The sequence below is a fragment of the Lutispora saccharofermentans genome (assembly GCF_024363565.1).
GTDB lineage: Bacteria > Bacillota > Clostridia > Lutisporales > Lutisporaceae > Lutispora > Lutispora saccharofermentans.
This window is the reverse complement of the sequence record NZ_JAJEKE010000003.1, coordinates 117,500-131,040: the sequence shown is the minus strand read 5'-3', so window position 1 is coordinate 131,040 and position 13,541 is coordinate 117,500. Positions and strand designations below refer to the sequence as shown.

At 39.5% G+C, this 13,541-nt stretch carries 11 protein-coding genes; 4 read left to right on the top strand and 7 right to left on the bottom strand.

The window, feature by feature from the left end; all coding sequences use genetic code 11:
- Positions 1 to 7: 7 nt before the first annotated feature.
- From LJD61_RS05570 to LJD61_RS20470, 4 genes are all read right to left on the bottom strand, one after another.
- Positions 8 to 658: an aspartate/glutamate racemase family protein gene (locus LJD61_RS05570; protein ID WP_255226530.1), complete on the bottom strand. Its 651-nt coding sequence runs from the start codon at positions 656 to 658 to the stop codon at positions 8 to 10.
- A gap of 19 nt (positions 659 to 677) precedes the next feature.
- Positions 678 to 2,267, bottom strand: coding sequence for an OPT/YSL family transporter (locus LJD61_RS05565; protein ID WP_255226529.1), 1,590 nt, complete (start codon positions 2,265 to 2,267; stop codon positions 678 to 680).
- Between the two features lie 155 nt (positions 2,268 to 2,422).
- Positions 2,423 to 4,072, bottom strand: coding sequence for a PucR family transcriptional regulator (locus LJD61_RS05560; protein WP_255226528.1), 1,650 nt, complete (start codon positions 4,070 to 4,072; stop codon positions 2,423 to 2,425).
- Positions 4,073 to 4,301: 229 nt separating this feature from the next.
- Complete coding sequence (locus LJD61_RS20470) at positions 4,302 to 4,508, bottom strand: AroM family protein (RefSeq protein WP_255226527.1); 207 nt, start codon at positions 4,506 to 4,508, stop codon at positions 4,302 to 4,304.
- A 278-nt stretch (positions 4,509 to 4,786) separates the two neighbouring features.
- On the opposite strand from LJD61_RS20470, the gene LJD61_RS05550 reads away from it, so the two are divergent.
- The gene (locus tag LJD61_RS05550) at positions 4,787 to 6,184 is read left to right on the top strand and encodes an aminopeptidase (RefSeq protein ID WP_255226526.1); all 1,398 of its coding nucleotides are present in this window, start codon (positions 4,787 to 4,789) and stop codon (positions 6,182 to 6,184) included.
- 232 nt (positions 6,185 to 6,416) lie between these two features.
- On the opposite strand, the gene LJD61_RS05545 is transcribed toward LJD61_RS05550, so the two are convergent.
- From LJD61_RS05545 to LJD61_RS05535, 3 genes are all read right to left on the bottom strand, one after another.
- Complete coding sequence (locus LJD61_RS05545) at positions 6,417 to 7,748, bottom strand: TldD/PmbA family protein (RefSeq protein ID WP_255226525.1); 1,332 nt, start codon at positions 7,746 to 7,748, stop codon at positions 6,417 to 6,419.
- A complete protein-coding gene (locus LJD61_RS05540; protein WP_255226524.1) occupies positions 7,738 to 9,186 on the bottom strand; it encodes a TldD/PmbA family protein in 1,449 nt (482 codons plus the stop codon). The genes LJD61_RS05545 and LJD61_RS05540 overlap by 11 nt, the downstream gene beginning before the upstream one ends.
- A gap of 136 nt (positions 9,187 to 9,322) precedes the next feature.
- Positions 9,323 to 10,204 (bottom strand): copper amine oxidase N-terminal domain-containing protein, encoded by an 882-nt coding sequence (locus tag LJD61_RS05535; protein ID WP_255226523.1) that lies wholly within the window; start codon positions 10,202 to 10,204, stop codon positions 9,323 to 9,325.
- Between the two features lie 626 nt (positions 10,205 to 10,830).
- On the opposite strand from LJD61_RS05535, the gene LJD61_RS05530 reads away from it, so the two are divergent.
- The 3 genes from LJD61_RS05530 (at position 10,831) to LJD61_RS05520 (ending at position 13,517) form a co-directional block, all read left to right on the top strand.
- Positions 10,831 to 11,718 carry a hypothetical protein gene (locus tag LJD61_RS05530; RefSeq protein WP_255226522.1) on the top strand — a complete coding sequence of 296 codons (888 nt, stop codon included), beginning with the start codon at positions 10,831 to 10,833 and terminating at the stop codon, positions 11,716 to 11,718.
- An 85-nt stretch (positions 11,719 to 11,803) separates the two neighbouring features.
- A complete protein-coding gene (locus LJD61_RS05525) occupies positions 11,804 to 12,148 on the top strand; it encodes a PadR family transcriptional regulator (RefSeq protein ID WP_255226521.1) in 345 nt (114 codons plus the stop codon).
- Positions 12,135 to 13,517, top strand: a complete 1,383-nt coding sequence (locus LJD61_RS05520) for an FtsW/RodA/SpoVE family cell cycle protein (RefSeq protein ID WP_255226520.1) — start codon at positions 12,135 to 12,137, stop codon at positions 13,515 to 13,517. Before LJD61_RS05525 ends, LJD61_RS05520 begins: the two co-directional genes overlap by 14 nt.
- The last annotated feature ends 24 nt before the right edge of the window (positions 13,518 to 13,541 follow it).

The following is a 13,541-nucleotide window of genomic DNA, read 5'->3' as shown; positions in this document are numbered from 1 at the left end:
CATTCTTTTACTTTTTTATACATTCATAATAAGTGATTAAACCTTCAGCAATAACAGGGTCAATAACAGGAATGCCACAGGCATCTTCAATGTCTTTAGCAACACCTATGGTTGCCATTCCGGTGCATGCAAGCGAAATTACCTCAGCACCCATGGACTTAAGTTCAAGTGCCTTATTAATTACCTTTTCTTTTCCTGTTTTAGCCATTAAGTCTATGGTTGATACAATACCTGGTACATCACAAGTCCCGACTATATTGTTGCCCAAGATTCTAGTATAAGCATTTGGAATCTCTTTAGTAATGCCTAAAACACCAAATACCTGTCCATATCGCAGAGCTAACAGGGCAGTGCTCTCACCTGCACCTATTACCGGTATATCTAATATTTGTCTCAGTTCCTTAACAGCAGGATCTCCAGCGCAGCTAATTACTAGAGCATCAATATCCTTCCATCCCTTTGCAAGCTCAATTATTTTAGGAACTGCAAGTAATTCAGTCTCTTCGTCGTGTATTCCATAAGGTTGATCCGGTATACATCTTGAAGTTACTTTAAGCATAGGATAATATCTTTCTATTATTTTGCCATGAAGGTTTAGCAAATCTCCCTGTGGGAATGTGACTACTCTAATAAGCCCAATATTATAACTATCTTTCATTTCCTCATCTCCCGAAATTCTATATTAATGCTTTAAGCAAAGCACTAAAGAATCCATACAAGCCATCTCCTGCTATTAAACCAGCATCTCTGATTTCCATAAATTTGGTACCAAAGATTAGACGTACTATTACTGCGATCAAAACACCTATACCGTATATTGGATTCTTTATAAGCAAACCAGTAGCAAATAAGACTCCTACCATTCTTGAAGGACCAAAAGCAAGCTGTAATAGAAATCCCGGAACAGCCCATATTAATAATGTTTTTAATAGTGAGGTATCCGCACCAGCTGAAACAGTAGTAGCAAATACCCTACTTACCGGTGGTATTAAATCAGCTTCAAAATACAGATTCATGGTTAGTAATACAACGATTATTCCAATAACACCACCAATTAGCTCTATGATAACTTGTTGCTTTCTTCCATATAATTCATATTCTTTGTCTTCTCCCTTGCCCCTTAAAATCCAACCTGTTTTAAGGTCATATCCCATATCAGCAAAACATGGTCCAACGGAGCTTACATATCCAGTTAGTAATGCAAGTGGAACAATTGGAAAACCAAAGAATATACCAATTGTCATAAATATAGTAGTTATTGCAAAAGCAGGAAACCATCCTGAGTGCATTGCTGCCATTCCAACTAAAAGCATAGCAGCAGTAGCTGAAAATGTAGCCCAGATTAACCAAAGTATAAGTTTAGCACCACCAAGTTGAGATGTAATACCCGAAGCAATAGCTAATACTAAAGCCCCCGTTAAGAACAAAACTATTCCCATAACTAAGTTCTTCTTAGTTGCTTCATCAGATTGTGTATAGTTTACTGGTGCACCTTTGTCTTTATTCTTACCTTTTAGAATAACTTTCATTGACTGAATAAGAGCCATAACACCTGCACCAATCATAATGCCATGAGGAATATATGTTTTTCCTAAGTCAAGACCACTAAAGAAAACTCCAGAATAACCTCTAATAAGTAATCCAATACCCAAAGCTGCCATTGAAAAGATATTAGCAATAAATACAATACCAATACCTGCAGCAGGTAATTTAAAATAACTAGCGACTGCACCTAAAATAACACCCTGTAATAATCTCTTTCCTTTCTCGCCACCCTCATCGCCAGCTTCAATAGCTTGTGCAGTTGCTACTCCAGGAGGCCATGATCCTTCTGCTGGAAATATACTGCTATCAAATATCTTCCCTACAACAAATATTGAGGTAACTACACCAATTAATGAACCAATAGCCATTGGAACTATAAAATTAGTCTCTCCCATTACAAAGAAAATTGCCAGGGTAAGAAAGCCACAGTTTGCAGCAGAAAATCCTGCAGCAGAAACCGTAGTTTGTATCAAGTTTTGCCTCTCCAAGGATCTAAATCTTAAAAACGATTTAATTGGCATTCTAGCAATTACCATTGCTACGATTGCACCTATAAGAGAGGTGTTTGGAGTAACCCCAACCTTGCCAATAATTTGCATGCAAATTATTGCTGATAAAACAGACAATACAACTCCCAAGATGAAAGTAGGGGCTTCAAAAGCACTGATTCTTTCCTTTTCACCCTTTACATAAGTTGTTTTTTTGAGGTCTTTTGCTAACATGTTAATCCTCCTTTATTAATCGCGGTATTGCATAAAAGCGATACCGCTTATTTACTGAATATTGTAATGATTTAATCATTACTTAACAATCAGACAAAAACATAAAAATAAGGTCTATTTGTTTATGAGAAGTCATAAATAAATAGACCTTATTTTTAATTTACTTTTATTAATCTTTTAAGCTTAATCCCCAGCTGCAAGGCAAATAAACCTTCACTGTCATCTAAAGAATAACCTGTTATCTCTTCTATTCTGTTGAGCCTATACCTCAACGTCTCAACATGAATATATAGTTTTCTGGAAACAGTTGTCTTTTTTAGATTGTATTTTAAATATACCTCTATGGTTTCCAATAGATTGGTTCCGTGTTCCTCATCATACTTCTCAAGTTTCTTTATAGTTCTGTTGTAATATTCTTGAATTTTCTTGTCCTCCTTCAAAGGATAAAGCAGCTTAATTGTATCAAGAGTATTATAATAAATGATATCGCAATTGCTGAAAAGTATTGCTAAATAGGCTTCATCATATAGTCTTTTTATGCTTCTAATATCTTTATATGGTTTAGAAACACCTATGGAATAAGTAAATATATCTTCATAAATTTTGATGCGCTCTACCAGGCTAGAAATAAAATCTTCTAAATAGCATCCTGAATTAATCTTAATAAAAAGAAAGATTTCAGTGTTTTTGTCAGTGGATAAATAATTGTTTTTCTCAATTATATTATTTAAACAATTGTATATAATGAACTTGCAATCCTCAATATTATTATCTTCTTTAACATAAAGTTTGATACATAACCCAAAAATAAAACCTTCGTAATTCCAGTTTAGATTCAATTCCGCATTTTGGTAGAATCCATCAGGAAGCTTATTGTTATTTAACATAATCTCAAGCAATGTTTTGTTTATTCGTGTTTTAGCAATACTTGTAGTCTGATCTAGTTCCAGTTTCATAGCTATAATAGAAATCCCATACTCTATAGAGCTTTGTGCAAGCTTGTCTAATTTAAAATCATTAATGATATATACATACGCAACATTTTTATTTCTGATTAATATTGGATACATGCTGACAAATGAGCCATAAAGCTCTTCATTTAACGTATAATCCTTAATATGCCTTATTAACTCAATACCCCTTTTATTAAATGGGCTAATGGCAGACAGCCTATCAAAACTGCTGGCATTGATAATATTATAGCACATTAGATTTAAAGAACCATCAAATAGAAATACATTGGAATTAGATAGATTTGACAAAGAATATATAATACCGTCAATATCCTTGTTTTCAAAAGATAAATTCAACAGCTTCTCATAAATATCATTCAGCTTTAGGATATATTCATTTTTTCTATAAAAAAGCATGTTATAAAAACTAGCTATTGCGCTAGTATAAATAACATCATAAGGAATTTGTATAAGGGGTATTTCAAATTTATTAGCTTGCTCAATCAATTCTTGACTAATCTCGCCAAAATATCTATTTTCTTTTATTGCAATAGCTGATACGCCTCTGCAATTCGCATCAATCAGCATTGCTTTTTTAAAATGTTCATTATTTGTAAAGGCATATCCCGCGGTAATTAAGAACTCTTCCCCTTGTAACCAGCTAATACCCTCAGGCGTTTCAAGTATAGTCATATTTTTGCATCTTTTTTGAAGGCCTGTACCTCCTGCCAGTAACTTATAGCCATTAAGTGTTGGAAGATTAAGCACTTCTTCAACAGATAAGCTTTCTTGAGCATAATCTGTTTTAACTTTTTTCATATCTACTATTATATTTTTTATATCATCATTCATTCATATTCACCTCTTTGAATATGTGCTACATAGATTCTTTCATAATCCTGCTTATGAGTCCTTTATCTATCAATCATTTGTTCAAAATGTTCCTTACCTAACACATTAGGTTACCGATAAAAGCCCCTTATCATCTGTCAATACTAATACCATTTCATCTTTTTTGACATCCATGCAATTCTCGATCACAATTCTATAACCAGATTTTTTGCTCATAATCATCACCTCATTATTGATTAAGCATTTCTCCCAGCACCCTTGCTATCATAGTTCTAGCAAGAACAACCGGCTTTCCGGTTCCCATAGATACTTTGCTTTTCATATCTTGATTATAGCCTATACAATCCATCATTATAACGTCAATGTCATTATATTTATTTAATTTCTCAATAGCCATAGATAACTCATCAATTACTTCAACTCCTGCTTCGATCACTGAACTAACCCGCTCTAAGACCCCCGCCTCTATAGGCGGCGGGTACCAAGAGCGGCTAAGTCCAGTATGGACTCGACTAACATTCAGTGGGGGTTGAATCCCCCTCTGAATGAAGTCTCGTTCAAAGCTTGAGCACTTGCTGCTCCCGAAGGCCATGAAGCTTCAGCAGGAAATATGCTGCTATCGAATAAATACATTAATACCAATATTGTTTTAATGCATAAAAAGAATTAGAATATTTATGTGATCATATTTTGGTGAGTGGGAGGAGAATTGATATGGAAAACTTAGAAAGAAAGTCCCAATTAGCCTGGGACAAATATGATGATGAGGGCTTAAACAAGGTTTTTCGGTTTGCTGATGACTACCGGGAATTTATGTCCAAGGCTAAAACCGAAAGGAAATGCGCCGCAGAGATCATCCGCCTTGCGAAAATTTCGGGCTTCCGCAATTTGGACGAGATAATCAAAAGCAACGGCAGGCTGAAAGCAGGGGATAAGGTTTATTCAAACAACAGGGATAAAGCCATAGTGCTGTATGTGATCGGCGAAGAGGATATTGAAAATGGATTGGCTATCCTCGGCGCTCATATAGACTCTCCCAGGTTAGACTTAAAGCAAAACCCCCTATATGAGGATTCAGATCTGGCCTTGCTCAAGACTCATTATTACGGAGGAATAAAGAAATATCAGTGGGTTTCAATTCCTTTAGCCATGCATGGCGTAATAATATTGGAAAATGGGCAGAAGATAGAAGTCTCTATAGGTGAAGATGATAACGACCCTGTGATCGGTATTTCTGACCTGCTGCCTCATCTTGCCAAGGATCAGATGAAGAAAACAATGGATGAGGGAATTGAAGGTGAGGATTTAAATATTCTAGCTGGAAGCATTCCGGTTAAAGACAAGGATGCCAAAGAAAGGGTCAAGAAAAACATATTAAAGCTTTTAAATGAAAAATATAATATCTGTGAAGAGGATCTTGTTTCCGCAGAGCTGGAAATAGTACCGGCAGGAAAGGCCAGAGATTATGGATTGGATAGAAGCATGATAATGGCATATGGACATGATGACAGGGTCTGCTCCTATACATCCTTCAGAGCCATTGCAGAGCTTGACAACAGCAAAAAAACCTTAGCATGCATTCTGGTGGATAAAGAAGAAATAGGAAGCGTCGGAGCCAGTGGTATGCATTCCAAGTTCTTTGAAAATACATTGGCCGAAATCATTTCCCTAAAGGAAGGCTATAGCGATATAAAGCTCAGAAGATGCTTGACCGGCTCAAAGATGCTGAGCAGTGATGTATCTGCAGCCCATGACCCGAATTATCCCAGTGTATCGGATAAAATGAATACGGCATATTTAGGCAAAGGAATCGCTTTCAACAAGTATACAGGTTCAAGAGGTAAAGGCGGCTGCAATGATGCAAATCCGGAATTCATCGCAGAGATAAGAAGGATAATGAACAAGAACGGCGTCACCTGGCAAACCGCTGAGCTGGGCAAGGTGGATCAAGGCGGCGGAGGCACAATAGCCTATATAATGGCGAATTATAATATGGATGTAATCGATTGCGGGGTTGCCGTACAAAATATGCATGCTCCTTGGGAAGTTATAAGCAAGGCTGATCTATATGAAACTTATAGAGCATATAACTGCTTCTTGAGAGAGATATAGAATATATGTTATGCATGAAATCAGTTGGTATTAACAGTTAAAAAGGTGTATGCCGCCATTCTGAAGGAGCCTATGACTGAAGAATCTCAAATTAGATCCTTCGGGCATAGCCCTCAGGATGACAAGGCTGCTGGGTTTTTATAACAATGACAGAAAGAGGACTTCGGATAAGTAACGGAAACCACTAAAAAAGCACCAGTGGTTTCCGTTACTCCGTCTCCTCTTTATTTAATTACTCGGTTTTACCGGTAAAATGGAAGTTCTCTATCTTAAGTGCAGGCACATAGACCACTCCAAAAAATCCGGGCACCTTTACCCTTTCCTTGGATATTTCCGCAACATTGTTAAAAGCCTTGAGCATGCTCTCCGTAAATCTCATATTTTTTACAGCATGGCTTATCCGCCCGTTCTTTATCATGTACAAGCCGTCCCTTGTCAGGGCGGTGAGAACTGCCTGTCTTGGATCTACTATATTCATATAATGGAACCTAGTAACAAGAATGGCATTGTCGGCTTCTTTAATGATGTCTTCTATGCTCTTATCCCCATTTTCCATTACAAGATTTACCGGGAATCCTCCCAGAGACGAGTCTCCTATGCTGTGTCCTGTGGTCTCTACGCCCTCTCTTAAGGCGCTCTTCGTGTCATAGGCCAGGTCTTTTGCTATGCCCTTATCGATTATGTTCAGCCTCTTCCTCTCATAGCCCTCGAAGTCAAAAGGAATTCTGAATGTGTTCTCATCATCCTTATCGTCATAAATGCTTATGTTATCCCCGAAAACCTTCTGTCCTTTCTTGCCCGTAAGATAGCTCATGCCTGTGTATACGGATTTGGCCGAAAAGCCGCAGTAATTCATATAGTTCAACAGCTCTCCCACCGCTAAAGGCTCCAGGATCACAGTATAGCTGCCGGGCTCTATGGAGGTGGGGTTTAGGGCTGCCTTTGCCTTAAGATATGCTATTTTGAATAGCTGCATGACATCCATATTGCCGGCCTTATTCGTCGAATACTCAGTACAGCCCGAAGCTCCGCTTTCATGAGTCACCACGGTATTGAAGTTTACCGAATCGAGCCTTGCATATCTTCTTATGCCCTTGGTATTGCCAATGGCTATAGCCGTTTTAGTCAGGGATAATGCGCCGGAGCCTGTAAAGCCGCTGTCCAAGGTATTGATGCTCGCTTTAATAAGGGCCGCCCTATTGGTTATGCCAAACTTTCCTTCCAGCTCCTCATCGTATTCCTCACATGCAATTTCAAGGGGAGAAGCAACTTCCGGCATCTCAAACTCCCCTTCAGGCATGTATCTTAAATTTTCTTCTGCTGTCCTCACCATTTCCCTTAAGGATTCATCATCCAATATATTTGTTGAGATCTTTGATTGCCTTTTCCCCTCATATACGATTATCTCAACCGAATTATCAGCCTTGAAAACATTTTGGTGTATCTCGGAATTAGCAAACCTGGTAAGCCCCTCCTCCTGGGAATTTACAGTCACCATAGTATAATGGCTGCAATAGGTCAATACCTTATCGATCAAATCATAGGCTTCTTTTTTATTCAACATCCCTGACACCTACCTTAATATTTCTAAATCTTGCGGGTGCAGCTCCATGGCCTACATGGGCTACCTGCATGGGCTGGCCTTTACCGCAATTGGGAGTTCCGTATAAAACCCAGTGTTTTTCATTGCAAACACCGTCGCAGCTTCCCCAAAACTTTGGAGTTATGCCTGTATATATGGGGTTCTTGTATATTTTGCCCGTCAGCCTTCCGTCCTTTATCTCATGAGCTATCTCACAGGCAAATTGGAAATTAAGCCTTTTATCATCAATGCTCCAGCTTTTATTGGTGCAAAAGTAGAAGCCGTTATCTATCCCCTTTATGAGCTCATCAAGCTCATAGTTTCCGGGCAAAAGGCTTATGTTTGTCATTCTCACGATGGGGATATTTGACCACCCGTCCGCCCTATTGGTTCCATTTGACTTCAATCCGATTTTCGCTGCAGTATCCCTGGATGTGATATAATTCTTCAATATTCCCTTATCTATGATCACGGTCCTCTGGCCCTTGATGCCGTCATCATCATAGCCAAAGCTTCCCAACCCCCTTGGCACGGTGGCATCAGCCACTACGGTCACATGATCCGAGCCATACCTGAAGTTTTCATTCATGGTATCGGGTGTCAAAAAGCTCATGCCTGCAAAAGCTGCTTCAGAGCCGAAGATCCTATCCAGCTCAACAGCATGGCCTATGCTCTCATGTATTTGCAATGCGAGCTGGGAGCCGTCAATGACTATATCATAATAACCGGACGGGCATTCCTCAGCATCGATAAGCTTCCTTGCCCCAACGGCAATATCTGCTGCATTCTCTACCAGATTCAAGGACAATACATATTCATAGCCTGCCGTGGCATGATTTCCTCTGAAGGAATTTGGATAGGTCCTTGTCTGAGAATCCTCATCCGACTTTACGATGGCCTCTATACCGGCCCCTGATTCATATAATTTTTGGACTATATAGCTTCCTTCAGTGTCCGCATATATCTTATCCTGTCTTTGGAAATCCATGGATGCTTTGGTCCTGCTCAATTCTGCTGCTCCCCTCATAGCCCTTTCTGCATTAAGGAGCAGTTGGATCTTATCAGCCTTGGATACAGTAAAAGAATCTATTTCGATAGGGGTGGAATATTCATCCACCACTGCTTCTTTTTTAGATAAAGCTATCTTTTCTTTCTGAAGTATCCTGCCGGCTTTTGCAATTTCAATCGCGCTATTTGCAGTATCCATGAGCTTGTCTAGATCCTGGGTGCATGCAAAGCCCGAGGAGCCATCCAGGATGACCCTTATTCCTGCACCGCGGCTTCTCGAATTGTCGATGCTTTCTACCTTCATGTCCTCGGTAGAAATAGATTCCCTGACGGTGTCAACTACCCTGATGTCTCCGTAATCTACCCCTTTCTCCTTCAGCATGCCCAGCACCTTTTCAATCTCTTTTCTCAAATTAACCCCTCCTCACTAACGATATATATATGTATATATATATATTACCACTAAAGGGAAAATGTACATATATATATATTTAAAAAGCCGGTAACGATGATCAAGGTTCATCATTACCGGCTTTGATTTCTTCTCCTTATTCGATTACTCTTATTGTCTTTGCCTCAGCCTGGGGCGGATAAATCATTATCATAGGACCGTCAACAAAGTCCACTTCAACCTGCATTCCCTCTTTCAGGTCAGTAGGCTTAAGTTCTACGTCTGAATAGCCCTTATATATTTTAGTGTTCTCTCCTATCAGCACAGTAGCTTTATCGTAGGTGCCAACTTGAGGTTTATCGGCTTCTACAAATATGCTCTTGAGCTTTTTGCCTTCATAAGTCAACTTTGTGATTTTGCCCTTTACGTCAACACCTTCAATAGCAGAAACCAGCCAGGTCCCGTCAAACTCCTTCACAGTGACATATACTTTTTGTGTAAATTTTGAGTTTGTCGAATCTGTATAGGTGAATTCCACTTCATATCTGTATGCTTCATTGGATTTATACTGCTCTTTTATTTCGTAGCTTTCAATCCAGGGACTTGATGCTCCTGTTACCCAGTTGAATGATACAAAACCTTCATAATTCTCTTTCTTAAGCTCCGGTGACATAATGGCGTACTGCCATGCCCCGTTTCTCATCTTTACAGCCTCTGCATATGAATTGATGGCATCGAGCTGGGTTTTAGGTTCCAGAGCCTGCTCCAAAAGATTTATGCGCATTTTCTGTGCTTCCAATGCGCTTGAATCTATGATGACGGAATTGGTCTTAGCATCCCAATCTATATTTGCTCCAAGGGCTTCGGATATAACTCTCATAGGCACCATTACCCTGTTATCGGCAGGCATCGGTGCAACATCGGTTTTCAATTCCTGTCCGTTTAAGACCAATTTTATGACCGGGTCTGCAAAAGTCAGGCTGGCAAGGCTTAATACGGCTGCTGTTGCTATAATCATGATAATTTTTCTATTTTTCACATAAACACCTCCTAAGGTTAATCTATAATCGCATTGACCACTAAACTAACTCGTTATGCTAGCTGATAACGATTGCAAATGCTCCAGAGTTAAGACTTTGTAAGCTTGTATAGGGTTGCGTCAAAACTAACAAACTCTAAGCTCCTTCACAATGCACTCTTTTATCAGTAGCACAACAGATTAAACTAACATTCAGCGGTGGACTTTTATCCCTCACTGAATGAAATCTCGTTTAATTAGACGCCTCCCTATTTTAAAAGTTCCATGCAAAAATAATATGCCCTTTTTATCCGCATTAATGTTTATAGATATAACGCATTAAATGCATTTGTAGTTTTAAAAAGGCATATGCCGTCATTCTGAGCGTATGCGAAGAATCTTAGCCAGATTCTTCACTCCACTTTGTTCCGTTCAGAATGACAGTTTTGTAAAATATTTAGTGCGATTTATCTAGATTTTTCACAAAGAAACTTTTTTTAATTTGATGTTATAATGTAAGCGAGAGGAAAATATGCTATTATTAACGTCTAAATATACACAAGCGTATCTCCTGCTGATGCGAACTGCCCTGTGTGCGAACTGTTCTTGAAAATCGAATAAATTGCTTGATAAAGGAGGTCAACATTGTGAAACTGCCAAAATGGGCAGCAGCAGTGCTCATAGCATCATTGCTGCTCAATGCTAAGACGGCTTTGGATTTAATGGCAATGAAAAATCAAATCCAAAGCTTGCAAAATAACGTAAACTCTATCAGTCATTCCGTACAAAACACCGTATCCAGCAGCATGTATAGAATAGACGAGATGCTGAAAAAAGAGGCCAGCCTGGTAAATGAATTTAAATATGAATATATGGACCATAAGGACAAAAAGGCTGATTATATGCTTAGTGTAAAGCCCAAAGTTTATAATCAAGATGAAAAGCTTTTCTTCCTTTTAAAGGCCGGTAAAGACAGCCCTCAGCTCATCCCTGCGGAAACAGCGGACGGTGTAACTTTTACTGCAAAGGTGAATGTGTCAATATTTGATACAGCAGATCTGGACTTGGTGATCGATGATGGTAAGAGCAAAAAAACAGAAAAGCTGGAAAGCATCTATCCGATTGCTGAGAAGTTTGCCGCTCAGATAGAAGCTCGTCCTCTGGGGGGATCTATGAGATTTGGCAGTGAAGGGATTGTCATGAGCCATGGTTTCGAATTGGTCCAACACTTCAAGAGCGAAGGCAACGCACCTGTGTTAAAAGAAGCAGTTCTCAACATAGAGCTGAACGGCAATCTTATTGACACAATACCAATGGAGTGGAAGGATAGTCCTGAATACGGCAGATATCATATAATGTTTTCAAATTACAAGATTCCATGCAAGGTTGGCGACAGCATAGTCATCTATGCCACAGCCAAAGATGACGGAGGCTTCAATTACAAGTGCCATATGGATGGATGGACTGTAGAGGAAGGCGGACGCATAGGCCGTGCTCCGGATAATTTTGAATATGGGAGAGTAGAAATATATTAGTCTTAGAAATGTATTGACATATATCGATAATCTATATATAGTATATATAGATTATCGATATATTATTTTTTAGGATGTGATTTTTATGAAAGCTTCCAAAAGCCTTGTATCGGGCAATACAACCATGTTGATACTTGGTTTGCTCCAGAACGAGGATATGTACGGATATCAAATGATTGAGGAATTGGATAAGCGCTCCCAGAATATCTTTGCACTGAAGGCAGGCACCTTGTATCCTATACTCCATGCTTTAGAGCAGCAGGGTATTATAGAGTCCTACGATACTGAGACAGATACTGCAAGGCCCAGAAAATACTACCACCTTACGGTGTCAGGACATAAGTTGCTTCAAGAGAAAAAAGCTGAGTGGGAAGCTTATGCTTCGGCAGTGAATAAGGTTTTAGGAGGGCTGAACTATGCAACCATATGACAGAAGCATGGAAGATTTTTTAGATGCGGTTTGCGGTCAGGTTCGCTTCAAAACTGTACACAGCAGCATAAAAGATGAGCTTTCAGATCATATAGCCTGCTTAAAGGATGAGTATATTTCTGAAGGTATGGATGCTGAAAATGCTTCGCTAAAAGCGTTGCAGCAAATGGGAGATCCGGTATTGATAGGCCGGCAGCTGAATCAGGCACATAGCCCGAAAATCGAATGGTCAATACTCGCATTAGTACTGGTGCTGACCGGAATCGGAGGATTTGTACAGTTTTTCTTATCGGCCGTTTCCCCGAATAATGCCCAAGCATTTTCAAATTTTCTTATATACGCCCCCTTGGGCATAGCAGCTTTTGTTTTTACATACTTTTTTGATTATATGCTTATCGGACGCTATTCAAAGCTTGTATATTTCTCTCTTATGGCTGCTGCAATTTTAGGCTTCTTTATTCTTGCCAGGATTCATGGAGCATACAGGCATATTTACTACTATGCCCTGCTTTTTATGCCTGCTTTTTCGGGAGTGATATATGGCCTCAGAAATAAAGGATATTTCGGAATTATCATTTCAGGCATTTTTTATACAGGCGGTGCAATCATGTGCCTTCTGGCTCCGACCTTTTCCGGTCTTTTATTTCTCACTATCGGCTGCCTGGTCATCTTAACTTCGGCAATAAACAGGGGTTATTTTGGCGGTAGCAAAAGAGCGGGCCTTGCTATTGTGTATATTCCAACCTTAGCGGTCACTGTTGCATGTATATCAGCACTATATGGCCCTCTTGCAAGGAGATTCAGCTTTATGATGCATCCTGAGGCTGATCCCAATGGCTATGGTTATCAGCATCTCATGGTAAAAAGGTTGATCTCTTCTTCCCGACCTTTAGGCAAGGCTGTGCTGGATGGAGATATGGCCGGAATGGATATCCATAGGCTGCTGCCGGGCTGGCAAACAGATTTCACTCTTACTTATGTTTTCTCAAGCTTAGGCTATATAGCAGGATTAGCCATAATTGCAGTGATGCTCCTCCTGATCATACGCATGTTTGGTGTAGCAGCCAAGCAGAAAAATGCATTTGGATTTTTGCTTTCCCTTTCCTGTTGTATAGCTATTACAGGACAAATTGTCTTTTATGTACTCTCCAATACCGGTGTCATAGTCATGGATGGCATCCTTCCTTTCGTTTCCTATGGGGGCACAGGTTTTACAGTAAATATGATGCTCACGGGGCTATTGCTGTCCGCATATAGGAGAACGAACCTGGTCAAGGATGTGTTAAAAAGCGGTGCATGCAGCAGCCAAATATTCACCTTGGCAGACGGAAAGCTTATAATCGATTTAGGGATCAAGAAGCAAAAATAAAAGGATTAGTTATTGATTTCGGGC